The sequence below is a fragment of the Streptomyces sp. NPDC027189 genome (assembly GCF_055566975.1).
Genome location: NZ_JBVHRI010000017.1, coordinates 54,704 through 75,984, shown reverse-complemented (window position 1 = coordinate 75,984; position 21,281 = coordinate 54,704). Strand labels below are relative to the sequence as shown.

At 71.1% G+C, this 21,281-nt stretch carries 26 protein-coding genes; 8 read left to right on the top strand and 18 right to left on the bottom strand.

The window, feature by feature from the left end:
• Positions 1-140: 140 nt before the first annotated feature.
• The 3 genes from ACZ4RZ_RS33095 to ACZ4RZ_RS33085 all read right to left on the bottom strand — a co-directional run bounded on the left by ACZ4RZ_RS33095 (position 141) and on the right by ACZ4RZ_RS33085 (position 1,626).
• Complete coding sequence (locus ACZ4RZ_RS33095; protein WP_467750244.1) at positions 141-386, bottom strand: hypothetical protein; 246 nt, start codon at positions 384-386, stop codon at positions 141-143.
• Between the two features lie 27 nt (positions 387-413).
• Positions 414-578, bottom strand: a complete 165-nt coding sequence (locus ACZ4RZ_RS33090) for a hypothetical protein (protein ID WP_467750243.1) — start codon at positions 576-578, stop codon at positions 414-416.
• A 472-nt stretch (positions 579-1,050) separates the two neighbouring features.
• Entirely contained in the window at positions 1,051-1,626 is a 576-nt protein-coding gene (locus ACZ4RZ_RS33085; protein WP_467750241.1) for a DUF5994 family protein, read from the bottom strand.
• A gap of 586 nt (positions 1,627-2,212) precedes the next feature.
• Here ACZ4RZ_RS33085 and ACZ4RZ_RS33080 point away from each other — a divergent pair.
• Positions 2,213-2,740 carry a DUF5994 family protein gene (locus ACZ4RZ_RS33080; RefSeq protein ID WP_467750239.1) on the top strand — a complete coding sequence of 176 codons (528 nt, stop codon included), beginning with the start codon at positions 2,213-2,215 and terminating at the stop codon, positions 2,738-2,740.
• A gap of 48 nt (positions 2,741-2,788) precedes the next feature.
• On the opposite strand, the gene ACZ4RZ_RS33075 is transcribed toward ACZ4RZ_RS33080, so the two are convergent.
• From ACZ4RZ_RS33075 to ACZ4RZ_RS33045, 7 genes are all read right to left on the bottom strand, one after another.
• On the bottom strand, positions 2,789-3,004 hold the full coding sequence (locus tag ACZ4RZ_RS33075) for a hypothetical protein (RefSeq protein ID WP_467750237.1): 216 nt from the start codon (positions 3,002-3,004) through the stop codon (positions 2,789-2,791).
• A 5-nt stretch (positions 3,005-3,009) separates the two neighbouring features.
• On the bottom strand, positions 3,010-3,612 hold the full coding sequence (locus ACZ4RZ_RS33070) for a DUF5994 family protein (RefSeq protein ID WP_467750235.1): 603 nt from the start codon (positions 3,610-3,612) through the stop codon (positions 3,010-3,012).
• Positions 3,613-3,829: 217 nt separating this feature from the next.
• A complete protein-coding gene (locus ACZ4RZ_RS33065; RefSeq protein WP_467750233.1) occupies positions 3,830-4,000 on the bottom strand; it encodes a hypothetical protein in 171 nt (56 codons plus the stop codon).
• A 44-nt stretch (positions 4,001-4,044) separates the two neighbouring features.
• The gene (locus ACZ4RZ_RS33060; RefSeq protein ID WP_467750231.1) at positions 4,045-4,401 is read right to left on the bottom strand and encodes a PRC-barrel domain-containing protein; all 357 of its coding nucleotides are present in this window, start codon (positions 4,399-4,401) and stop codon (positions 4,045-4,047) included.
• Between the two features lie 429 nt (positions 4,402-4,830).
• Entirely contained in the window at positions 4,831-5,178 is a 348-nt protein-coding gene (locus tag ACZ4RZ_RS33055) for a hypothetical protein (protein ID WP_467750229.1), read from the bottom strand.
• A 174-nt stretch (positions 5,179-5,352) separates the two neighbouring features.
• Positions 5,353-5,526 (bottom strand): CsbD family protein, encoded by a 174-nt coding sequence (locus tag ACZ4RZ_RS33050; RefSeq protein WP_369247934.1) that lies wholly within the window; start codon positions 5,524-5,526, stop codon positions 5,353-5,355.
• 25 nt (positions 5,527-5,551) lie between these two features.
• The gene (locus ACZ4RZ_RS33045; RefSeq protein WP_467750227.1) at positions 5,552-5,719 is read right to left on the bottom strand and encodes a hydrophobic protein; all 168 of its coding nucleotides are present in this window, start codon (positions 5,717-5,719) and stop codon (positions 5,552-5,554) included.
• 418 nt (positions 5,720-6,137) lie between these two features.
• On the opposite strand from ACZ4RZ_RS33045, the gene ACZ4RZ_RS33040 reads away from it, so the two are divergent.
• A complete protein-coding gene (locus tag ACZ4RZ_RS33040; RefSeq protein WP_467750226.1) occupies positions 6,138-6,413 on the top strand; it encodes a hypothetical protein in 276 nt (91 codons plus the stop codon).
• Positions 6,414-6,764: 351 nt separating this feature from the next.
• Here ACZ4RZ_RS33040 and ACZ4RZ_RS33035 read toward each other — a convergent pair whose 3' ends face one another.
• From ACZ4RZ_RS33035 to ACZ4RZ_RS33020, 4 genes are all read right to left on the bottom strand, one after another.
• Complete coding sequence (locus tag ACZ4RZ_RS33035) at positions 6,765-7,481, bottom strand: ANTAR domain-containing protein (protein ID WP_467750225.1); 717 nt, start codon at positions 7,479-7,481, stop codon at positions 6,765-6,767.
• A 134-nt stretch (positions 7,482-7,615) separates the two neighbouring features.
• Positions 7,616-8,377 (bottom strand): ANTAR domain-containing protein, encoded by a 762-nt coding sequence (locus ACZ4RZ_RS33030; protein WP_467750223.1) that lies wholly within the window; start codon positions 8,375-8,377, stop codon positions 7,616-7,618.
• Complete coding sequence (locus tag ACZ4RZ_RS33025) at positions 8,374-8,991, bottom strand: hypothetical protein (RefSeq protein WP_467750221.1); 618 nt, start codon at positions 8,989-8,991, stop codon at positions 8,374-8,376. Before ACZ4RZ_RS33025 ends, ACZ4RZ_RS33030 begins: the two co-directional genes overlap by 4 nt.
• A gap of 628 nt (positions 8,992-9,619) precedes the next feature.
• Positions 9,620-11,086: a hypothetical protein gene (locus ACZ4RZ_RS33020; protein ID WP_467750219.1), complete on the bottom strand. Its 1,467-nt coding sequence runs from the start codon at positions 11,084-11,086 to the stop codon at positions 9,620-9,622.
• 113 nt (positions 11,087-11,199) lie between these two features.
• On the opposite strand from ACZ4RZ_RS33020, the gene ACZ4RZ_RS33015 reads away from it, so the two are divergent.
• Complete coding sequence (locus ACZ4RZ_RS33015; protein WP_467750217.1) at positions 11,200-12,468, top strand: molybdopterin-dependent oxidoreductase; 1,269 nt, start codon at positions 11,200-11,202, stop codon at positions 12,466-12,468.
• A 322-nt stretch (positions 12,469-12,790) separates the two neighbouring features.
• On the opposite strand, the gene ACZ4RZ_RS33010 is transcribed toward ACZ4RZ_RS33015, so the two are convergent.
• The 3 genes from ACZ4RZ_RS33010 to ACZ4RZ_RS33000 all read right to left on the bottom strand — a co-directional run bounded on the left by ACZ4RZ_RS33010 (position 12,791) and on the right by ACZ4RZ_RS33000 (position 15,068).
• Positions 12,791-13,555, bottom strand: coding sequence for a class I SAM-dependent methyltransferase (locus tag ACZ4RZ_RS33010; protein WP_467750216.1), 765 nt, complete (start codon positions 13,553-13,555; stop codon positions 12,791-12,793).
• A 155-nt stretch (positions 13,556-13,710) separates the two neighbouring features.
• Positions 13,711-14,328, bottom strand: coding sequence for a TIGR04282 family arsenosugar biosynthesis glycosyltransferase (locus tag ACZ4RZ_RS33005; RefSeq protein WP_467750214.1), 618 nt, complete (start codon positions 14,326-14,328; stop codon positions 13,711-13,713).
• On the bottom strand, positions 14,325-15,068 hold the full coding sequence (locus ACZ4RZ_RS33000; RefSeq protein ID WP_467750212.1) for a glycosyltransferase family 2 protein: 744 nt from the start codon (positions 15,066-15,068) through the stop codon (positions 14,325-14,327). Before ACZ4RZ_RS33000 ends, ACZ4RZ_RS33005 begins: the two co-directional genes overlap by 4 nt.
• 153 nt (positions 15,069-15,221) lie before the next feature.
• Here ACZ4RZ_RS33000 and ACZ4RZ_RS32995 point away from each other — a divergent pair, with 153 nt between their 5' ends.
• Positions 15,222-15,971 (top strand): response regulator transcription factor, encoded by a 750-nt coding sequence (locus ACZ4RZ_RS32995; protein WP_467750211.1) that lies wholly within the window; start codon positions 15,222-15,224, stop codon positions 15,969-15,971.
• A 40-nt stretch (positions 15,972-16,011) separates the two neighbouring features.
• Positions 16,012-17,124, top strand: coding sequence for a sensor histidine kinase (locus ACZ4RZ_RS32990; protein ID WP_467750209.1), 1,113 nt, complete (start codon positions 16,012-16,014; stop codon positions 17,122-17,124).
• Positions 17,125-17,301: 177 nt separating this feature from the next.
• Here ACZ4RZ_RS32990 and ACZ4RZ_RS32985 read toward each other — a convergent pair whose 3' ends face one another.
• Positions 17,302-18,297, bottom strand: coding sequence for an NAD-dependent epimerase/dehydratase family protein (locus tag ACZ4RZ_RS32985; RefSeq protein ID WP_467750207.1), 996 nt, complete (start codon positions 18,295-18,297; stop codon positions 17,302-17,304).
• Between the two features lie 496 nt (positions 18,298-18,793).
• Here ACZ4RZ_RS32985 and ACZ4RZ_RS32980 point away from each other — a divergent pair, with 496 nt between their 5' ends.
• The 3 genes from ACZ4RZ_RS32980 (at position 18,794) to ACZ4RZ_RS32970 (ending at position 21,249) form a co-directional block, all read left to right on the top strand.
• The gene (locus ACZ4RZ_RS32980; RefSeq protein WP_467750205.1) at positions 18,794-19,300 is read left to right on the top strand and encodes a SigE family RNA polymerase sigma factor; all 507 of its coding nucleotides are present in this window, start codon (positions 18,794-18,796) and stop codon (positions 19,298-19,300) included.
• Between the two features lie 10 nt (positions 19,301-19,310).
• Positions 19,311-19,835 (top strand): hypothetical protein, encoded by a 525-nt coding sequence (locus tag ACZ4RZ_RS32975; protein WP_467750204.1) that lies wholly within the window; start codon positions 19,311-19,313, stop codon positions 19,833-19,835.
• 184 nt (positions 19,836-20,019) lie between these two features.
• Positions 20,020-21,249, top strand: a complete 1,230-nt coding sequence (locus tag ACZ4RZ_RS32970; protein WP_467750453.1) for a bifunctional glycosyltransferase family 2/GtrA family protein — start codon at positions 20,020-20,022, stop codon at positions 21,247-21,249.
• Positions 21,250-21,281: the final 32 nt, after the last annotated feature.

The window sequence follows — 21,281 nt, the reverse complement described above, 5'->3', positions numbered from 1 at the left end:
GTGTGCCCGTCGAGCGTATGCGGATCATGGCCCCCGCGCCCGGAGTCCGGGTCGGCTCGTGAGCGTGTCGACCGGCCGAAGCGAGCCGCCCGCGCGTCACCGGGTCGGGTGAGGCGCGGGCGGGCGGCCTGCGGGGACGGCTAGTTGGAGAAGTACAGGTACTTCCAGGGACCGTACGTCGTCGTGTTCACGGTGTCGCCGGACGACCCGTTGACGTACACCGACCGGACGCGGGCCTTGATGCCGGACTGCCCCGGCGCGTCCAGGGACACGGCCGACTTCCTGTCCGTGCCGATCGGGAAGTACTGCGGGTCGTCGTAGTGCCACGTGCCGCCCGAGTAGACCTGCAGGTCGAAGCGCTGCTTACGGCCCTTGTAGTACGTCATGGTCGTGGTGAGCAGCGGGGCGGTGCTCTAGTGGAACCAGTAGTACGACGTCGAGCCGATGTAGGCCGTCTTGTAGTACTTGGAGACGGCGGTGGAGATCTTCACCCTGGCGTACGCCGTGGACTTCACCGTCTTTGGCGCGTAACGGGCGTCTCCCTTGAAGACCGCGGTGACGTCGGTGTCCCGCGTCATGATCACCGTCACGGAGATGTTGCCGCTGGAGTCGACCGTGCCGGTCTTCAGCAGCGTGTTGGGCTTGTCGGCGCCGTAGGGGTTCGCCCAGATCTCGACCGTGCGGTTCTTGTACGTCGAGCCGAGGTGCGCGGTGAAGGAGACGTCGGCGGCCGCGGGGCCCGGCCTCCGGGCCGACCACGCCGGTTCGACGACAGGCCCTAGCGGCGACTGTGCCGGCGTCGGGGGTGCGGTCGGCCGCGGCCGCCGTCCCGGTTGTCGCGCCGGGGACGGACCGTGGTGGGTTGCGCGACGAGCCCGGGACGTGGCTGTCCGGCGGCTTGCCCAGGATGCCTCTGCTCGGTCGACGGGCCGCCGTACGAGTGGAGAGCGATGCGCTCCGCGTGCTGTGCGTCGAGCCGATGGATCGCACGCGTTGCCGCAACAGTCAGGATCAGCAGGGCACTGAAGGCCACGGCGGTGACCATGACGCTCACATCCCTATGAGCAGGCGGCTCTGCCGGGAGGCAGCGGCCGGGTAGGACGGGGCGGCACCCTCGTCCTCCCAGGTCTCCGCGGAATCCTGGTCCCGGCCGGCCACGGAGCGGCCGTGGAGGGCCGGTTCCGCCGCCATGAGCGCGCTCGCGGTCCTCGGGGGGCCGGTGCTCTCGCTCGCGGCTGCCATCAGGCGTGCGGCTGCCGGGGCGCTGGTTTCCGGCGGTATCACCAGCAGGTCCCAGCGGCCCGCGGTGTACGACAGCAGGAGGATCTTGTGCGGGTCCAGCTCGGTCGTGAACCAACCGACCTTCACCGCATGACCGTTGACGGACACTCTGCTCGGAATGACCGGCCAGTACGTCGGGTTGACGGCGATCCGGGTGATCCGTCCCCACAGGGGATCGAGCACGTCGGCCAGAGCGGAGAGTTCGTGTGTCAGGTCTCGGGATCGGGGCCACCAGGCGCCGTCCAGAAGCCCTCGGGGCGTGCTCACGGGCTTCAGTGCGAGGCGGGCGGTCGGAACCCTGAAGGGCACGATCCGCAGCGGGGCATGGTCGGTGGTCGCGGACATCGCGCGAACCTGTCTCCCGGCGGCCGCCCGTGGGCAGCGGCCCGGTGTCGTCACTCGCCGAGAACGACACCGACTTGGAGGCCGGTGTGCGAAATACTCTCGATGCCTCCAAGCTACTCCCCCGGGACGTCGAACGAACCGGGGCGAGGCACCGGTTCCGAACGCTGCCCAGCACGCCTGCGAACGCTCCCCATCACGCCTGCGACGAGTGCCCTGCCACGCTGTGCAGGAGCGGTCGTGCGAGCGGTGGTGGCTCACCTCCGTGCGTGACGCCATCGCCGCAGCGGTCAGGCTTTGCTCGTCGCCCGGCCGAGGAAGTTTCCAGTGGCTCCATGGTGACCTCGTTCGTCAGGCCGACGTGGTGGTGGGGGTGAGCCCGTCGCTCCGGACCGACCGGCCCGGCGAGGAGAAGGCCTTACGGCATCGGCGATCAGGGTGGGCCTGCGGCGAGCGGGCGAGTCCCGGCCGTGGGAGAAGTGAGGAGTACCGTGACATAAGGAAGCCCCTGTGGTTTCCCCGGCAGCCACACCGCCGTCGCCGCACGCGAGCTGTGAGCTACCGAAATCCCCGCAGACAGGCCAGCGCGATGTCCCACTCCGACTCTCCACGCGTGACGAAGCTTCTGCCGGACGCCGTCCACGAAGCCGTCAAACCCGGGACGGCCTTTCTGCGTCTGGAGACGACACACGACCGTCAGGGGATTCTCGACGGTGCGTGGTGGCCGCGTTCCCGCGACATCGGTGCCGAGCTTCCCGGCCTGATCGCCGCGCTGACCGAGCACCTTGGGCCGGTCACGCGCGTCGGTCTGGACTCCAGTTCCTGGGAAGAGATGCCGACGAGATTGATCATCGACGGCCGCGTCGTGCACATCGACTCCTACCCGGTCGGCGACGACACCGTCCTCATCACCCGGGGCGATCAGGACCACTTCTCCCTGCTTGTGGTCCCGCCGCACGCCACACGCGACGCGGCGCGCGCCGCGATGGCCCAAGCCGTCCATGCCGACAACCTCACGCAGGCCGAACAGATCCTCATCGACACCGGTACCGATCGAGCCCGACCGATCACCACGGAAGACTCTCAGACGAGCCGGGAAGGTCGGAACACGCCCTGACAGCTGTAGTTGCAGGGATCCGACGGCGAGACGGCACGTCCGCAGAGCTCATTTCTCGGTGCGACGCCACGGCCGGAGCCGCCGCAGTCCACTCATCGCGGTGCGTGCCGCGGTGGTTCGCCGCGGACCCTTGTCCGGCGGGCGGGACCGGACGGAGGGCAGGGTCGCGATGCGATCGTCGTGGCTCGTGGTGAACAGCTGAATCGCGAATGCGCCCAGGGCGATCATCGCCAGGAGCACGATGACGGTCGTGAAGGTCTCCATGCCTGTCACACTCCTTGCGCCGAAATCGGCCCGTGCTCGATGACGGCCCCGGCAGGGCCCCGAGAGGGCGTGCGACGGGCGTCATGCCCGCCTTCGGAGTCCCAGACCGTCTCCCGGGTCGAGTCCCAGTCGGCCTCGGCCGCGACCCGGAAGAACTCTGCCTCCTGGATCAGGCCGCTCGCGGTGAGACTGCGTGACGGATCCGTCGCCGTGGACATCAGCCGGGCGGCTGTGACGGCGCTGGTCTCGGGTGGGATCACCAGCAGGTCCCAGCGGTCCGCGGTGTAGGAGAACAGGAGCAGCTTGTGCGGGTCCTGCTCGGCCTTGAACCAGCCGACCTTCACCACATGGCCCTGGACGGGAACCTTGCGTGGGATGACCGGCCAGAACGTGGGGTTCACGGTGACGTGAGTGATCCGCCCCCACAGCCGGTCCAAAACTGCGGTGAGCGCGGGAAGCTCAGCCATCAGATCGCGAGAGCGTGGCCACCATGCACCGTCGATCAAGGCCGGGACAGTGCCGGTCGGCGCCAGCTGGAGCCGGAGAAGCGGCGAAGAAGAGAAGGTCCGGTCTTCGACCGCGGGTTCGTGGAACGTGGTTGCGGTCATGACGCGGACCTCGCCCCGGGCCGGTCATGACCGGCCCGGTGTTGTGACTCGCCGAGAGCGACACGAGCGTGAAGGCCGGTGTGCGAAATGGTCTCGGTAAGCCCAGGCTACTCCTGGCCAGGGCCCGACGGACCGTTACCGTGGCGCGAGTTCAACGGACCGTTACCGTGGCGCGAGTTCAAAGGCATGCCGCACCCCGGCCGCCCGTTGCCCGCAGTCAGCGGAGGGGACGACGGCCGGCACGCCGGGACCATCGGACGGAGGCGATGGCCACATCGGCCGCGAGGAGCACGATGCCGATGATGAGCAGATAGCGCAGGCCCTCGGCTGCCACGCCGATGATTCCCAGGACAACGGCCACGAGGACGAGCAGAAGGAAGATCACCATCACCCGAACGCCTCCGTTGGACTGAGCTGGACTGGGTGCTGTGCTCAGCGGCGCGCGAGTTGGCGTTCGCCGTTCGCGCCCGGCTGGTAGGCCATGCCGTAATGCTGGAAAATCGCTTCCTCCTGCTCGGCGGCCAGGACGCCGTCCGTGCCGATCGAAGGGGATCTTTTCACCAGGCTCTTGGCGTAGGAGACCTTGAGGTAGTCCGGCCCGAGGATTGCCTTGTCGAGGGGGACGAAGACCAGGCGCTGGCGGGTGGGCAGCCCGGTTCGAACGGTGGCCACGGCCGGTTCGTCGGTGGTGGTGTCCACATAGATCGCCTCGAGCACACCGATCTTGCGCCCCTTCGCGTCGACGACCTGCCGGCCGCGCCACTCACGGATATCGGCTGCCTGGACCATGCCCGCTCCCTTGGCCAACGGCTCCGGCGTGAACACGCCGGAGCCGCCCTTCCGGGCGGTTGCACGTGAGAGTGAACCAACCCGGAATCAATAATACTGCGGCCCGTGAGGCTCGCGCATGCCCCAGACGTTTACTTTCGGTGTCCGCATGTAGAGCATGGGTGATTTTCTTTCCGTATGAATCACGCTCCGACGTGCCCTCGGCGCTGTTGCCGCCGAGGGAGTCGCGCTTTGAATTTCATGGCCATTCTGCCGGTCCGGTACAGGTGATCAGCGCCATTCGGCCCATTAAGTACTTCTATGCATTTCGCGATCCATTCGTCAGCTCGGCGTAGTCACCCGAATGGATCACGCTCCTCGATGACGCTGAATATCCCTGACGCGCCTCCACGGCGCACCATTTTCTGACCTGGGTGAAGCGGCAAGAACTTACATGCGCAGCAGCCGCTGTGTGATCTCGCGGTACTGCCTCAGTGCGTGCCGGAGTTCGTCCGACGGTGTTTCGGTGTCCTGGTCCTGCCAGCCCGCGTGGAGGACACGCCGCCGGTCCGCGAGGGTACTCACGAGATGGGCGGTGGCTTCGTCGAATGCGCCCTCGGCCTCTTCCAGCGCCTGACGCGGGCTGTCGGCGAAGGTGTTGAGGGCGTGTTGGAGGCGCTGGGTGAGCTTGTCCCGTTCGTCCGACGGGAGCAGCGGCTCCGGGCCCGGGGTGCGGCGTTCGGCAGGGCCGGGGAGGCGGCCCGGGGGCTGCTGGGCGCGTGTCTGGTCGTACATCATCGTGTGCCGCTTCCTTGTGCGTCGTGTAGGCCGGGCGCGTTTCGTTGATCGTCTTCCGCGGCGATCAACGACGAACTGTTCCTGGAAGCCGACCGATTGAGCCGTGGAGCATTCCGCGCTGACGCCTGCCGGGTGGTGCCCACACGACGTGGGCACCACCCGGGGCTGTCATGGTCACCGCTTGAAAGCGTGTCTGGCTTTCTCCCCGGCCTGCTTCAGGTTGCCGGAGACCCGTTCGACCCTGCCCTGCCGCTCCAGTTTCCTGTTGCGGGTGGCCCGGCCGAAGGCTTCAGTGATCCTTCCCTTGATTTCCTGCGTCTTGTTCTTGACCGTTCGTCCCACGCTCATGGTCGGCCTCGTCGTTGAAGGTGGACTACCTGTGGCTGCGGCCGGAGCGGCGACTGCCGCCGCCGTGCCCCCGCTTGGTGAAGCCGACGATCCAGCAGATCAGCAGGACGGCCGCGGCCCACCACAGAATCTGCGTCGTGAAGCCGAACCCGAACACCACCAGGATCAGCAGAAGGAGAAGAATCCATAACATCGCCGAACCTCCAGATCGCGGGGATTTCCTGATTCCGCGGGGTCCTGGCGAAGCGGGAAGGTGGAATGCCTCGCCCCAATGATCCGGAGTGGCATGGCCCTACGCCGTGCTGGCAGTCAACGCCTGGCCGCTTCCCGTGTCAACGTGATGTCGACATAGGGGAGGTCTGGGGGTTGGGAAGGGGCTGCTGGGGCGAATGGAGCGCGACGGCGGTGCGACGTCGCCGGGGGCCGGGGCGGCATGGCCCACGCCGGCCTTCCTTCGCCGCATGTCCTGAGCAGGCGTCAAGTAGCCGTTCCTGCCGGACAGTACGCGGTTGCGTCGCACGGTATCTGGAACCTTCGGGCAGGACTACGCTGTGGGGAGAGGCCCCAGTCCCCGGCTACCGATGCCGTGTTCCGCTCCGGGGAGGCCCGCCGTGTTCGTTCTGCTTCTCATCCTGATCGTGGTCCTGTTCGGCTTCGGCTTCCTGAGTCCCGTGTGGTGGGTGGTCGCGGCCGTGTTGGTCTTCGGAGCCACCCGATACGGCCGCGGTGGCGGAGGCCGGGGCCGTAGCGACGGGTCCGACTTCGGTGAGTATCAGGACTACCGGGACCGCCGGGAGCGTCAGGACCGCTGGGATCGTCGCTACAGCCGTCAGCACCGAGCGCGCTGGAACCGCGAGGACCGGCGGGACCGCGAGCGCCGCGGGTGACCGATGAATCGGCCGGGCGTCCACCGACCGGTCGTGAGGCTCACGCCGAGCAGCCGACAGCCAGGTCCGCCTGGCCTACCAGCCCGGCGCGGCGGGCGAACGGTAACTCGCCCGCCGCTGACGGCTCTCCCGGGCCTGTTGGGGGCACCCCGTAAGCCAGCTGCGCCGTCCGCCGCCGCGGAGGGCAGTGCGCGAGGAAACGGGCGGGGGTCTCGCATCCTCGCGCCCACGCCCACGGCCACGGCCGTCGCCGATGAGCAGCAGCGGCGGCCGTCCGGCCCGCCGACCACAGCCCGGGAACCGCTGCTGTCAGGCCGGGGCGCCGGTCAGGACCTCAGGCCGGGGCGCCGGTCAGGACCTCAGGCCGGGGAGTGGTTCTGAGTCGTCGATGAAGGCGCGGGCCAGATCGGACAGACGCCGGTTGTGCGCCCGGGCGTAGCCGCGCAGTGTGGTGAAGGCTTGTTCCATGTCGATGCCCCGGCGTTCGGCGAGTTTTCCCTTGGCCTGTTCGATCAGGACGCGGCTGTTCAGCGCGGTCTGCAGTTGTTCGTTGAGGACGGTGCTGCGGTGCATCGAGCGTTGTTGCAGCAGGCTGATCGTGGCGACGTCGGCAAGAGCCTGGGCAAGGGGAGTGGCGGCCGGGTCGAAGGGGCCCGGGGTGGCGCGGAAGAGGTTCAGGGCGCCGACGATCTCGTCTCGCAGGCGCATGGGCAGAGCCTGGACCGCTCCGAACCCGCCGCGGTGGGCCGCCGCGACGAAGCGCGGCCAGCGGTCGGCCTCCAAACTGAGGTCGGCGACGATCACCGGTGCGCCGGTGCGGAAGCAGTCCAGGCAGGGCCCTTCGTCGCTCTGCAGCTGGAAGAGCTCCAGGAGGCGCACCTGTTCGTCGGAGGCGGCCATGACGCGGAGTTCGCCGTCACGGTCCGCGAGCAGCACCCCTGCGGCGCTCGCGCCGAGCATGCCCACACAGCGGTCGGTCAGCAGGCGCAGGAAGTCGATCAGGTCGAAGTCGGCGACCAGGTTGTCCGCCAGCTCGACGAAGGTCTTGGCCAGGAGTCGCTGATTCATCGTGCACACCCTCTGTCGAGACTGATCCCGGCCTGAAGGGGCGGGAAACGCAGCTCACTTCTCGGCCCGGTTCTTTGTCCGGGTTCTTGGGGTTCTTGGGGTTCTTGGCCCAGGTTCTTGGTCCGGCGAAGATGTCAGGCTCCATCGTCGGTTCGATCCGTGTCCGCGCCCAGGGGGAACGTGAGCCGACGGGCGACCACGTCGGCGGCCACCGCGGAGAGACGGCGCCCCCGCGCGTAGGCGTAGGCGCGCAACCGGACGAAGGCTTCCTCGATACCGACTCCTAGCTGGATCGTGAGCATGCCGGCGGCCTGGTCGATCTCCGCTCGGTACGCGCCCAGGTCCTCGAAACGCCCGTCCAGCGAGACTCCCCCTGCCAGGACCTCTTCCTCGTCGATCCGGGAGTCGAGCAGGACCCGGGTGGCCGTATCGGCGAAGGCCAACGCGTCGGCCGGCTCCTCCGCGTCCAACCGGAGCGGGACGTGGGAGTACAGGTCCAGAACTCCCGGGCTGATCGCCCCCATCTGCAGGGGGAAGGCGAAGACGGCGCGTGCCCCGGCCTCCAGGGCCGCATCGGCGAACACGGCCCATCGGTTCTGTACTTCACCGGTGAGCAGATCTGGCGTCAGGACGGCCGAGCCGTGCGTGAAGGCATCCACACAGGGCCCCTCACCCAAGGTGAGCTGGAGCTCCTCCAACTGCTCGCTGACGTCGTCGGTGCTGCACAGCGGATGGCTCGCCGCGGCCCTCGACATCACGGACAGCCCGGCCCCACCGACCGGCAGCGTGGCCACGGCCGCGGTGCACACATCCACCACGCCGACCCGGGCACCCCGCCTGGCCGCCTGCTCGGCGATCAGCACCTGGATCCGGGCCGAGCGGCTGTCGGACTTCACCCGGGCCACCCGGTCCGGGCTTCGTGCGTAAGACCCTCCAGCCTTGCTGCGGTTCGTTCCCCGAGGGGGAACACCAGCGCACGGAACGTGGTGGGACCCGTCGGGGAACGAACCTCTCCGACGTCCAGCCATCCCCAGGAGAGGAGCGAGGAGAGGTTCGGGTGGTCGGCCTGATCCACCAAGGTGGCGCCGAGGGACGCCTGATGGTCGGTCAGCAGCCGCTCCCGCAGACGGTGGGCCAGTTTCTGGTCGTGCGGGTGCGGGCGGAGCAGGATGTCGGTGATCGCGAAGACGCTGCCGGACTCGGTGATCCGCTCGATACTGCGTGGTAGCACGCCCTTGAAACCGAGCCACCAGTAGCCGTCGCTGTGTACCGGGAACCCGAAGGCACAGCCCACCAGGCTGTCCGTCTCCGCGATCACCATGGCGAACCCCGGCCGGCGGATGTCGCCGGCGAGACGGTTCAGGAAGTCCTGGCGGCTGGGACTGCGGTATTCCTCACCGGGTCCCGTTGCGCAGGACTCCTCGTACAGATCCCCCAGGTCCTCGCGGATGTCCTCCACCAGCCATCGGTTCACCCGACGCAACCGCACCGCGTCCGCGGCGGAGTCCACGCCGCACGGCCCGTCGCCACGAGGCGGCCGTGGCTGTCCCTTATTCGGCCGGGCCTTCACACCACACCGCCCGAGAGGACAGATACAGGCGGAACGGTCCGGGGCGGCTGGACTGGAGCGGCGGTTGCCAGGTCGATCTCACCGGCCGGCGTGATGAGTGCCCGTTTCCTTCGGTCGTGACGGTAGACGTTGAGCGGCGGAAAGGGCATGACGCCTCGGTTCGGAAGACCATCCGGGAGCGGACCCGATGGCGCCGGATTCCCGGTCTCTCTCGGCCCACTCCCGGCAGCGGCGTACATTCGGCGGAGGCGGGTGCCGGCCGACTCGACAGCCTGCGCAGCAGGACCGAGGACTCACCCGGTTTCCTCCAGGGATGCGCCGGGTGACGGGCGAAGGGGCCCGCTCTCCGCAGCGATCTGTGCTCAGCAACGACATGCCGCCGGGGTCTGGGACGTCTGCACAGCAGCGTAGTCCTCGCCTGGTGCGACGGACCGCCGGGAGCGGCCCATTCCCAGCATGTGGACGGTGCCGAGGCGTGGTGGGGCGCACATGTCCTGTGTACTGCGCACTACTTGGGCTCGCTGCCCCTTCACCGCCCCTTCCACCCGGCCGAGGCCCAGAAGAGTGGTCACCAGCCCGTCAGCAGCAGGTGATTGAGGAGCAGGGCCAGGATGACCTGTGCGGTGAGCCAGGCGCGCGGCCGGGGGAGGAACGCGCACGCCGGGAGCAGCCACATCGCGAACGGAAGCCAGATGCGTTCGGTCTCCGCCTTGCTCATGCCGGACAGGTCGGCGACGAGGAGGGCGAGCAGCGCGGCGAACACCAGTACCGACAGCCGGGGTTCGGCCGCGGGGGTACGGACGCGGCCGGGCAGGCCCTTGTCCGTTGGGGTACGGAGGCAGCCGCGGACCTCCTTGCGTACGGGGGCCGCGCCCGCCCGGCGCAGGCCCGCCGCCGTCGCCGGGCCCACGATGAGCGCCGTGCACGCGAGGTTCGCCCACACCCAGTAGCCGTACGGCCGGATGCCGCCCGCCCCTTCGTAGTAGCGGGTGACCAGCAGGCGGTACGCCTCCCACCAGTTGAAGCCGAACAGCGTGAACACCAGTGGCACGACGGCGAGTCCGGCGACGACGTACGGGAGGGGGCGCAGCCGTCGGCGGCCGAGCAGCAGGACGGCGCAGGCGATCACCGCGAACAGCGTCAGCCCGTACGAGAGATACGCGGTGAGACCGAAGAGCAGCCCGGAGGCCAGGCCGGTAGCGCGCGGCCGGTGTCCGGTGACCGCGAGGGCGAGGAACGCGACGGCCCAGGCGGCGACCGCCGCGAAGTACCCGTCCGCGGAGGTGCCCATCCATACGGCGGCCGGGGCGAGCACGAGGAACGGGGCCGCACGGCGGGCGAGGGCCTCCCCGGCCAGCGTCCGTACGGTGACGAGTACCGCGGCGGCCGCCGTCGCCCCGACGGTGATGCACCAGACGCCCGCCCAGGCCCCGCCGCCCAGCCCGATCCGGTCGAGCAGGACGAAGGTGAGGGTGGCCGCGGGGGGATGTCCTGCGACGTGCGCGGGCCAGTGGTCGGGGGAGTGGATCAGGATGTGGTGGGTGAAGTCCCGCAGAGCGGCCGGGATGTCGTTGAAGCGGTTGACGGGGCTGATGACCTGCAGGTACTCGTACTCGGTCGTCAGCCGCCGGGCGATTCCGCGCTGCCAGCCGTCGATCAGCGCGAGGGAGTACGTCCACGCCATGGCGGTGCCCCAGGCGGCGAACAGCAGTGCGCGCCAGGGCAGCCGGGCGGCGAGCAGCGGCCCATACGCGACGACGGCGACGGCCACCACGATCGCGGCCGGGGTGCCGGGGCCGACGTGCGGTTCCCAGTGGGCGTACAGCGGCGGCCAGTTGACGTGCAGTGTGCCGTCGCGGTGCTCGATGGAGTTGCCGATCAGGACGGCAGCCGTGACGAGCAGGGCCGCGGCGAGGGCGGCGGACAGGTCGAGGAGAAGATCGCGGGGAACGCCCCGGGGGTGGCGGGGGAGATCGCTGGGTTCGCGGGGACGGTCGCGGAGGTCGCGGGGGTCGCGGGGAAGATCGCGGTTCACACCGGCACGCTAGGCCGGGAGCGGCCCGGTAGGGCCTCCGCAGGGGTGGACGTCAGAGTTTCGTCATGGTTTGCGGACCCGTTCGGGGGGTGTTCCCGGCCTACGGTCGGGGCATGCCACGGTCTCCCTCCTCCCCCGCGTTCTGGCGCAGTCCGCTGCGCGGCCCTTGGTTCACCTCCGTGCTGGGCCTCGTGCTGCTCGGCGGGATCACGGTGCTGTTCGTGACGGGTCTCCTGTCGTACGCCGCCTACAATCCGAACCTGTCGCCGGTCAACGACATGACCCCGGGCAAGGGCCTGCTCGGCTTCTACCTCTTCTCCTGGCCGACCGACCCGTCCTGGCTGTACCGGCTCACCCAGGGCGTCCACGTCACGCTCGGCGTCGTGCTGATCCCCGTACTCCTGGCCAAGCTGTGGTCGGTCGTGCCGAAGCTGTTCACGCTGCCGCCGGCCCGGTCCTTCGCGCACGCCCTGGAGCGGATCTCGCTGCTCCTGCTGGTCGGTGGCGCCCTCTTCGAGTTCACGACGGGCGTGCTCAACGTCCAGCTCGACTACATCTTCCCCGGCTCCTTCTATCCGCTGCACTTCTACGGCGCGTGGGTGTTCTTCGCCGCGTTCGTGGCGCACGCGGTGCTGCGGGTGCCGATGGCGGTACGCAATCTGCGCCATATGAGGGACGAGCGTCGTCCGGGAGACGAGCGTCATCGGGAACGGGAAGAGGAGGGAGGGGAGTTGGTGGCGCCGGACCCCGCCCCGCCCACCGTCTCGCGTCGCGGAGCCCTCGGGTTCGTCGGCGGCGGCTCGCTGCTCCTGTTCGCCACGACGGCGGGGCACAGCTTCGACGGGCCGCTGCGGGAGACGGCCGTGCTCGCCCCGCACGGCGGCCCCGAACCGGGCTCCGGTCCCGCCGGGTTCCAGATCAACAAGACGGCCGCCTCGCGCGGGATCAGCGCGAGCGAGACGAGCGAGGAAGCCTGGCGGCTGGTCGTCGAGGGGCCCGGCCGGACGGTCCGGCTGAGCCGGGCCGAGCTGCTGCGACTCCCGCTGCACAGCTCCGCGTTGCCCATCGCCTGCGTGGAGGGCTGGTCGACCTCCGACCAGTGGTGGCGGGGGGTGCGGCTGCGGGACCTGGCGGCGCTCGTCGGGTACGACGAGGGCGCGGCGCCCGACGTGCTGGTGGAGTCGCTCCAGCGGCACGGGGCCTTCCGCCGGGCCGCCCTGCGCTACAACCAGGTGCGCGACCCGCGCTCCCTGCTCGCCCTGTTCGTCAACGGCGAGGACCTGACCCCCGACCACGGCTACCCGGCGCGGATCATCGTTCCCGCGGCGCCCGGTGTGCTCAACACCAAGTGGGTGGCCCGGATGACGTTCGGAGACCTGTGATGCGACGGCCGTTCGGAAAGCCCGCGCTGGGCAGTCCGTTCCACATCCTGCTGTTCGCCTGCTCGTTCGCGCTCGCCGGGTATGCGGGGGTGCGGCTGCTCGGCGACAACTGGTTCGAGGTCGCGCTGTGGTTCGTGGGCCTGGCGGTGCTGCACGACCTGGTGCTGGTGCCGCTGTACTCGGGAGCGGACCGGGCTGTCACGGGGACGCTGAACGAGGTCGGCCGCCGGGACCGGACGGTCTACGTCCGGGTCCCGGCGGCGCTCTCCGCTCTCCTGCTGCTGGTGTGGTTTCCGCTGATCAGCGGGCAGGTGGCGGACCACTACAGGTCCGCGACCGGCCTCTCGGGCGACGACTTCCTGTCCCGCTGGCTGCTGATCACGGCGGTGCTGTTCGGCGGCTCGGCGCTGCTCCTCGTACGGAGGTTGCGGCGGTTGCGCAGGGCGACGAAGGAGCGGCCGCCGGTCGCCCACTGACCGTCCGGGCGCCAGCCCGCGCGCGTCGCGTGCCGCAGCAGGGCCGGGGTGCCGAGGCGGGCCCAGGGGAAGGCCGGGCCGACGTCACCGGCGCCGTCGTGGGCGCCGGTGACGCGGACGACGTGGACGTCGACACGTTCGTCGACGTCCACGTCCGGGACGGTCTCGACGATCAACAGTCCGCCCGGGGCCAGGACTTGGGACATGCGCCTCAACAGGGCGGCCGGGTCGCCGCCGATGCCGACGTTGCCGTCGATGAGGAGCGCGGTGTCCCAGCGGCCCTCACCGGGGAGCGGCTCGAAGACGGACCGCTGCAGCGCCTGCCCACCGAGCCGCACGGTGTGCGCGACGGCGGCCTCACTGACATCGATCCCGAGCGCGGCCCACCCCCGCGCCGCAAGCTCGGCGACAAGCCGCCCCGGCCCGCATCCCACGTCGAGCACGGTGCCCTCGCAGCGCCGCAGCGCCTCCAAGTCGGCCGCGTCGGCCCGCGCACACCACCGCTCGACCTCCAGCGGCAACAGCCAGCCGTCGGGCCGACGCAGGTAGAGGGGACCCTGGCCGGTACGAAGCGCGTCGGAGTAGGGGTCGGCGGACCAAGGGGTGCCCACGAGCCCGTCCGGTGTTTGAGGACGAGGCCGATCGGGGGTCCAGGGGGCGTAGCCCCCGGGCGGGGTCGAAGGGGCGGCGCCCCTGGGGAGGGGAAGGGTAGGGGCGGCGGGGGCGAGAACCCGCTGTGCGGCAGCGGGAGCGCCGGGTGCCGTGTTCATCGGTGGCTCACCGCCCGCACGCGGGCCAGCTCCGCGGCGAACCGCCCACCGGGCGCGACCGCGGCGACCGCCTCCGCGTCGGCGGAGGTGTCGACGTCCCGCAGCCTCGGCAGATCCCGCACAAGCAGCCCCGCGGCGACGAGCCGCTCCCGCTGCACCGCCCCCGTTGTCGGCGTGGACATCGGCACGCCCCGCAGCAGCCCGGGATCGGGCTCCGCGAGCCCCAGCGCCCAGAACCCCCCGTCCTCGGCCGGCCCGAAGTACGCGTCGCAGTCGGCGAAGTCCACGGTGAGCAGCGCGGGCGTCACCTGCGGCGTGTCCATGCCGATGAGCAGCGCGGGCCCGTCGCAGTGGGCGAAGGCCGCGGCCAGCCGCTCGTCCAGACCTCCCGCGCACTGCGGTACGACGTCGAATCCGGGCGGCAGCCAGGCCCCCGGCTCTCCGTCGAGCACCAGCACGCGACGCCGCGCGGGCGTCGCCGCCACCGTACGCAGGGTGTCCACGAGGGCCGCCTCGGCGAGCAGCGCGGCTTCCCGGGGCGTGAACGGCGGCGTGAGCCGGGTCTTGACCCGTCCTGGCCGCGGCTCCTTGGCGATGACGAGGAGAGTCGTCACTGGGTGGTTCCTCCCTGAGAGGGGGCGGGCGTCTCGAGGCGCGCCGGCGGTTCCGCGAGGACGCGGCGCATGTCCCGTACCGCCTGCCAGGTGCCCCGCCAGGTGCCGGTGACCTTGGAGGCGCCGGTGCGCGGCAGATACGGAACGTCGTGCTCGGTGATGTGCCAGCCGGCGTCGGCGGCCCGGACGACCATCTGCAGCGGGTAGCCGCTGCGGCGGTCGGTGAGGCCGAGGTCCAGCAGCGGCTCGCGGCGGGCAGCCCGCAGCGGGCCGAGGTCGTGCAGGCGCAGCCCGGTGCGGCGCCGGAGCATCCGCGCCAGCGCGAGATTGCCCGCCCGGGCGTGCGCGGGCCACGCGCTCCGGCCCCGCGGGCGGCGCCGCCCGAGCACGAGGTCGGCCGCACCGTCGCGCACTTCGTGGACGAACGGGACGAGGAGGGCCGGGTCGAGCGAGGCGTCGCAGTCGCAGAAGCACACGATGTCCGCGGTGGCGGCGGTCAGCCCGGCATGGCAGGCGGCACCGAACCCGCGCCGCGCCTCGCGCACAACGGTCGCGCCGAGCCCGCGGGCCAGCTCCGCCGAGCCGTCCGTGGAGCCGTTGTCCACGACCAGCGCGCGCCAGCCCGGCGGGATGCGGGCGAGCACCCAGGGCAGGGCCTCGGCCTCGTTGAGACAGGGGAGGACCACGTCGACTTCCGGGTCCGATGGGGGACAGGCGGGATTGGCAGTCACGGCCTTCACCCTACGAACGCGAAAGGTAAATATCGGACTTCGGGTCCTTACGAAACACGGACGTCGGGCTCGTCGCGAACACGCACGCCGGGACTCATTACGAATCACGGACGTCCAGGTCGGAGGTCGGCACGGACCTGCGGCCGGTGGGAGGCTGGACGCATGCATCAGCCGTACGAAGCCCCGGATGCCGGAGCCGCCCCAAGCGGGTACGGGGACACGACGCGCGTCCTCGTCGTGGACGACGACCCGACCGTCGCCGAGATCGTCTCCGGCTATCTCGACCGCGCGGGCTACGTCGTGGACCGCGCCGCGGACGGACCCGCCGCGCTCGCCCGTGCCGCCGCGCACTGGCCGGACCTGGTGGTCCTGGACCTGATGCTGCCCGGGATGGACGGCCTGGAGGTGTGCCGGCGGATGCGCGGGCGAGGGCCCGTGCCGGTCATCATGCTCACCGCCCGCGGTGACGAGGACGACCGGATCCTGGGCCTGGAGGTGGGCGCGGACGACTATGTCACCAAGCCGTTCAGCCCCAGGGAACTGGTCCTGCGCGTGGAGTCCGTCCTGCGCCGGACCCGTCCCTCCGCCTCCGCGCACCCCTTGTACACGGCCGGTCTCACCGTCGACCCGGCCGCGCGCCGCGCCACCAAGAGGGGCGTCGAACTCGCCCTCACCATCCGGGAGTTCGACCTCCTCGCCTTCTTCCTCCGGCATCCCGGCCGCGCCTTCAGCCGCGAGGACCTGATGCGCGATGTCTGGGGCTGGGACTTCGGGGACCTGTCCACGGTCACGGTCCACGTGCGCCGGCTACGGGGGAAGGTCGAGGACGACCCGGCCAGACCCCGCCTGATCCAGACGGTGTGGGGCGTCGGCTACCGCTTCGACGCCACGCCCGGCGAGGAGGCGGTCTGAGGATGTTCGATGCCATGCCCTGCCGGGAGGCGGTCTGACCATGCACGACATGCTGCTCATCGCCCTGTTCGCCTTCCTCGGCGCCGCCGCGGCCGGGCTGCTCGGCGCGGGCGCGCTCTGGCTGATCCGGCGTCGCTCGCTGACCGCGTCGCTCGCGGTCGTCGCCGCCGTGGCCGTCACCGCGATGCTCGCGGGGACGCTGGCCGTGGCGTGGGCGATGTTCCTGTCCTCGCACGACCTGACCGTCGTCACCACGGTCGTCGCGATGGCGGCGGTCGTCTCGCTGGCCACCGCGCTGCTGCTGGGCCGCTGGGTCGTCGCCCGCAGCCGGGCGCTCACCCTCGCCGCCCGCTCCTTCGGCGACGGCGGCGACTTCGCGGCGCCCGACGGCCCGGCGACGGCCGAACTCACCGCGCTGAGCCGTGAGTTGGAGGCCACCAGTGCGAAGCTCGCCGAGTCCCGCGACCGCGAACGTGCCCTGGAGACCTCGCGCCGTGAACTCGTCGCGTGGATATCGCACGACCTGCGCACTCCCCTCGCGGGGCTCCGGGCCATGTCCGAGGCCCTCGAAGACGGCGTCGCCGCCGACCCCGACCGCTATCTCCGCCAGATCCGCACCGAGGTCGAGCGCCTCAACGACATGGTCGGCGACCTGTTCGAGCTCTCCCGCATACACGCCGGAACCCTCGCTCTCTCCCCCTCCCGGATCTCCGTGTACGACCTGGTGGGCGATGCCCTCGCGGGCGTGGATCCGTTGGCCCGCGAGCACGGCGTACGGCTGGTCGGCGACCGGATCGAGCCGGTTCCCGTCGAGGTCGACGGCAAGGAAATGAGCCGCGTGCTGGGCAATCTGCTCGTCAACGCGATCCGGCGTACGCCTGCCGATGGCACGGTCGCGGTGGCGGCGGAACGCTCGTCCGAGGGGGTCGTCCTCTCCGTCACCGACGGCTGCGGGGGTATCCCCGAAGAGGATCTTCCGCGCGTCTTCGACACCGGCTGGCGGGGTACGCACGCGCGCACGCCTCCCGCCGGCGCGGGCCTGGGCCTCGCGATCGTCCGCGGCATCGTGGAAGCCCACCAGGGTCAGGCCGCCGTCCACAACGTCCCCGGCGGCTGCCGCTTCGAGGTGACGCTTCCCATGGCCAGGGCCTGAGTTCTCCGCCCCCTCCGCCCTCACCCGTCCCGTACCAGCCTTTCGGCTGCGGGTGCGTGGGGGTTGCGCAGTCTTTTGGCGAGGGTCTGGGGGCGGCAGCCCCCAGGGACGATGGGGGTCCCCCCGCTCGAGCGAAGCCGAGAGTGGGGGAGGGTAGGGGCGGAGGGGCGAAAACCGCTACTCCCCGCTCAACCGCGCCGCCGCGAACTCCCGCATTCCCTCCGCGAATCCGACCTCGGCCTTCCAGCCCAGCTCCGCCCGCAGCCGCGACGAGTCCGCGGTGATGTGCCGTACGTCGCCCAGCCGGTACTCCCCGGTCACCACGGGCTCGGGCCCGCCGTACGCGGCGGCCAGGGCGCGTGCCATCTCGCCGACGGTGTGCGGTTCGCCGCTGCCGGTGTTGTAGGCGGTGAGCGCGCCGTCGCGCGAACTCGCCTCCAGCGCCGCCACGTTGGCCGCCGCCACATCCCGCACGTGCACGAAGTCCCGCCGCTGCCCGCCGTCCTCGAAGACGCGCGGGGCCTCGCCCCGGGCGAGAGCGGACCGGAAGAAGGAGGCGACGCCGGCGTACGGGGTGTCGCGGGGCATCCCGGGCCCGTACACGTTGTGGTAGCGCAGCGACATGGCGCCGCCGCCCGTCGACCGGGCCCAGGCCGCCGCCAGATGCTCCTGGGCCAGCTTGGTCGTCGCGTACACGTTCCGGGGGTCGACCGGGGTGTCCTCGCCCACCAGACCCGGTGTCAGTTCCTCACCGCACCGGGGGCACCGGGGCTCGAAACGCCCCGCGTCCAGATCCTCGACCGCCCGGGGCCCCGGCCGCACCACCCCGTGCCATGCGCACTCGTACCGCCCTTCCCCGTACACCACCATCGACCCGGCGAGCACGAGCCGCCGTACGCCCGCGTCGGCCATGGCGGTGAGCAGCACCGCCGTACCGAGGTCGTTGCGCGAGACATACTCGACCGCGTCGCCGAATCCCGTCCCCAGCCCCACCATCGCCGCCTGATGACACACGGCGTCCACCCCCGGCAGCGTGGCCGCGACCGCCCCGGCATCGCGCACGTCCAGGCCGTCGCGCAGGTCGAACACGACCGGCTCGTGCCCCCGCGCGGCCAGCGCCTCGACGACATGGGACCCGATGAACCCGGCACCGCCGGTGACCAGTACTCGCATGAGCCGAACGCTAGGGCCCCGGGCGCGACGCACGGCAGAGCGCGCCCGTCACGTCATGGGGCCGTAAGAATTGTCCCGTACTGTCCGCCGCTTCGAGGGGGCCCGCCGAGGCGGCGTCGCCGTCCGCATCCCCGTCCGCAGATTCCGCGGGTGCCGCCACCGACGACCCGTACCGCGCTCCCAGGGGGATGCGGGCTGCCGCCTCGACGCACCGAACCCCGACTACCGCTGAGCCGGCCCGCGGAGGGGCCGTGGCATCGCCGTACGTCCTCGCCGACCCGCTGACGGCCGGCGCTGATCACCGCGGCTCTCGTCCTCGACGAGGAACTCGGCGAGGAACTCGACCGGTCGGAACGATGAGCCGGTGACAGCCCTTGGCCGGGCCCGTGCGTGACCCGGATCACAGGAGCGGAGTGCATCGTGAAGGGGCCTCCAGTGTCTTTCCCCTTGTGTAGGGAGCCGGTGCAGGGAGCCGGCGAGAACGGGGACGGTGCGGATGGAGCAGGAACGGGCCAATGGGTTCGACGGGTTCGTGGCGGCCCGTTGGTCCGCCTTGTTCCACCTCGCGCGGCTGCTCGCCGGCGGCGACCGGCACCGGGCCGAGGACCTGCTCCAGGAGGCCCTGGTCAAACTCTGGTTCGTCTGGCCCAAGATCGCCGAGGAGGCACCGGAGGCTTACGTACGCAAGGTCCTGGCCCGAGCGGCGGCTCGCTCGGCCCGGCGGCGCTGGTGGGGTGAGCGCCCGGTCGAACAACTCCCCGACCTGCCGGAGGCGGGCGACGTGTCCGCCGCCGTGGTGGAGCGCTCGCGGCTGGAGGCCGCGCTGGCCCAGTTGCCGGCCCGGCAGCGGGCCGCGGTCGTGCTGCGCTACTACCAGGACCTGCCCGAGAAGCAGGTCGCGGAGGCGCTGGGGTGCCCGGTGGGCACCGCTCGATCCCATGCGTCACGGGGCGTGGCGCGGCTGCGTCGGATCCTGGCCGATGTCATCGAGCCGGTGGGGTGAAGGGGAGTCCATGGATCACTTCGAGCGGGAGTTGGCGCGGTTGATGCGCGACACCCAGGAACACACCCCCTTCGAGCCGAAGCACCAGACACGTCTCCGGGCAGGCGTGCGGGCCCGCCGCCGTGCCCGCGCGGCGCAGAAGGCCGTCGGCTCCGTCCTGGCGGTCGCCGGACTCGGCGTCGGCTTTTTCCTGCTGCCCCACGACCCCGCCAAGGACAGGCCCCAGGCTCCCCTGCCACGGCCCGCGACGAGCCCGTCGTACCCGAGTACGACGCCGACGCCGGACGCGTCGCCGAGCGAGACCTCCACCTCATCCCCCACGGCCACTGCCGGGACCGGCGACCCGACCTCCGGCCCGCCCACGACACCGACCGCGACCGGGAGTTCGGTCACGGTGTCCCCGGACCCGACCCTGACCGCGACCAACACGCCGCCGCCCTCGTCCTCGGGGACGCCGAGCGCACCGGCCACGCCGTCGACCACACCCTCGACCGTCGAGTCGTCGTCGCTCGCCGACTCCGCCGCCCCCGGGTAGCGGGAGCGGCGCCGCGTCCCCGACCGGCGACCCGCAACTCGTAACCCCTGACACCTGACAGCTGCCCCCTGGTCGCACCCTGCCGTGGGTGACTTCGGCATGCCCTGCGACAGCACACAGACATGGACGCATCGTGACGAATGCAGGGCTGATCGCCTTGACGGACTTTGTGGTGGACGACTTCATGGACCAACTGCCGCTCCGCACACCGGTGCCTGCGCACCACCGGGAGCCCGTCCTGGACGTGGTCGTTCCGGTGTTCAACGAGGAAACGGATCTGGAGCCGAGCGTGCGGCGGCTCCACGCGCACCTGTGCGAGACCTTCCCCTACCCGTTCCGGATCACCGTCGCCGACAACGCCAGCACCGACGAAACTCCGCGGATCGCGGCCCGGCTGGCCGCCGAGCTCCCCGAGACGGAGTGGCTGCGGCTTACCGAGAAGGGACGGGGCCGGGCGCTGCACACCGCCTGGTCGCGTTCGCCGGCCCCGGTACTCGCGTATGTGGACGTGGACCTGTCGACCGACCTTTCGGCGCTGCTGCCGCTGGTCGCGCCGCTGATATCAGGCCACTCCGACATCGCCATCGGCACCCGCCTGGCCCGCGGCTCCCGGGTGGTGCGCGGCCCCAAGCGAGAGGTCATCTCCCGCTGTTACAACGCCCTGTTGCGCTCCACGCTCGGCGTGGGCTTCTCCGACGCGCAGTGCGGTTTCAAGGCGGTGCGGCGCGATGTCGCCGAGCGGCTGCTGCCCCTGGTGGAGGACTCGGGGTGGTTCTTCGACACCGAGCTGCTGGTGATCGCCGAGCGGGCCGGGCTGCGCATACACGAAGTCCCGGTCGACTGGGTGGACGACCCCGACAGCCGGGTCGACATCCTGTCCACGGTGCTCGCCGACCTGCGCGGCATCGCCCGGATCGGCCGGGCACTGGCCCGCGGCACGCTCCCGATGGCCGGGCTGCGCCGGAGCGCCGGCGGCGCGTCGCGGGGCGGCCTGGCCGGCCAGCTGCTGCGCTTCGCCGCCGTAGGAGCGGTGAGCACCGTCGGATACGTGCTGCTGTACGCGGCATCGCGCCCGGCGGTGGGGCCGCAGGCCGCCAACGCGCTGGCGCTGCTGGTCTGCGCCGTCGCCAACACGGCCGCGAACCGGCGGCTCACCTTCGGGCTGCGCGGCCGTGGCGGTGCGATGCGCCACCAGGCCAAGGGCCTGCTCGTCTTCGTGATCGGCCTGGCACTCACCAGCGGGGCGCTCGCCGCCCTGCACCACGTGGCGCCCGGGGCCGCGCGCCCCACCGAAGTCGCCGTGCTCGTCGCCGCCAACCTGGCCGCGACGCTCCTGCGCTTTCTGCTCTTCCGGGCGTGGGTCTTCCCCGCCCGCCGCACCCGTCGTCGCGGGACGGGCCCGACGGCCTCATGAACCACACGACGCCGAACCACAGGACGCCGAAC

Excerpts from the sequence above, each read along its gene's own strand:
- ACZ4RZ_RS33095 (WP_467750244.1), bottom strand. The coding sequence starts at position 386 with ATGACGTACTACAAGGGCCGTAAGCAGCGCTTCGACCTGCAGGTCTAC.
- ACZ4RZ_RS33090 (WP_467750243.1), bottom strand. The coding sequence starts at position 578 with ATGACGCGGGACACCGACGTCACCGCGGTCTTCAAGGGAGACGCCCGT.
- ACZ4RZ_RS33085 (WP_467750241.1), bottom strand. The coding sequence starts at position 1,626 with ATGTCCGCGACCACCGACCATGCCCCGCTGCGGATCGTGCCCTTCAGG.
- ACZ4RZ_RS33080 (WP_467750239.1), top strand. The coding sequence starts at position 2,213 with ATGTCCCACTCCGACTCTCCACGCGTGACGAAGCTTCTGCCGGACGCC.
- ACZ4RZ_RS33075 (WP_467750237.1), bottom strand. The coding sequence starts at position 3,004 with ATGGAGACCTTCACGACCGTCATCGTGCTCCTGGCGATGATCGCCCTG.
- ACZ4RZ_RS33070 (WP_467750235.1), bottom strand. The coding sequence starts at position 3,612 with ATGACCGCAACCACGTTCCACGAACCCGCGGTCGAAGACCGGACCTTC.
- ACZ4RZ_RS33065 (WP_467750233.1), bottom strand. The coding sequence starts at position 4,000 with ATGGTGATCTTCCTTCTGCTCGTCCTCGTGGCCGTTGTCCTGGGAATC.
- ACZ4RZ_RS33060 (WP_467750231.1), bottom strand. The coding sequence starts at position 4,401 with ATGGTCCAGGCAGCCGATATCCGTGAGTGGCGCGGCCGGCAGGTCGTC.
- ACZ4RZ_RS33055 (WP_467750229.1), bottom strand. The coding sequence starts at position 5,178 with ATGATGTACGACCAGACACGCGCCCAGCAGCCCCCGGGCCGCCTCCCC.
- ACZ4RZ_RS33050 (WP_369247934.1), bottom strand. The coding sequence starts at position 5,526 with ATGAGCGTGGGACGAACGGTCAAGAACAAGACGCAGGAAATCAAGGGA.
- ACZ4RZ_RS33045 (WP_467750227.1), bottom strand. The coding sequence starts at position 5,719 with ATGTTATGGATTCTTCTCCTTCTGCTGATCCTGGTGGTGTTCGGGTTC.
- ACZ4RZ_RS33035 (WP_467750225.1), bottom strand. The coding sequence starts at position 7,481 with ATGAATCAGCGACTCCTGGCCAAGACCTTCGTCGAGCTGGCGGACAAC.
- ACZ4RZ_RS33015 (WP_467750217.1), top strand. The coding sequence starts at position 11,200 with ATGCCACGGTCTCCCTCCTCCCCCGCGTTCTGGCGCAGTCCGCTGCGC.
- ACZ4RZ_RS32995 (WP_467750211.1), top strand. The coding sequence starts at position 15,222 with ATGCATCAGCCGTACGAAGCCCCGGATGCCGGAGCCGCCCCAAGCGGG.
- ACZ4RZ_RS32990 (WP_467750209.1), top strand. The coding sequence starts at position 16,012 with ATGCACGACATGCTGCTCATCGCCCTGTTCGCCTTCCTCGGCGCCGCC.
- ACZ4RZ_RS32985 (WP_467750207.1), bottom strand. The coding sequence starts at position 18,297 with ATGCGAGTACTGGTCACCGGCGGTGCCGGGTTCATCGGGTCCCATGTC.
- ACZ4RZ_RS32980 (WP_467750205.1), top strand. The coding sequence starts at position 18,794 with ATGGAGCAGGAACGGGCCAATGGGTTCGACGGGTTCGTGGCGGCCCGT.
- ACZ4RZ_RS32975 (WP_467750204.1), top strand. The coding sequence starts at position 19,311 with ATGGATCACTTCGAGCGGGAGTTGGCGCGGTTGATGCGCGACACCCAG.
- ACZ4RZ_RS32970 (WP_467750453.1), top strand. The coding sequence starts at position 20,020 with ATGGACCAACTGCCGCTCCGCACACCGGTGCCTGCGCACCACCGGGAG.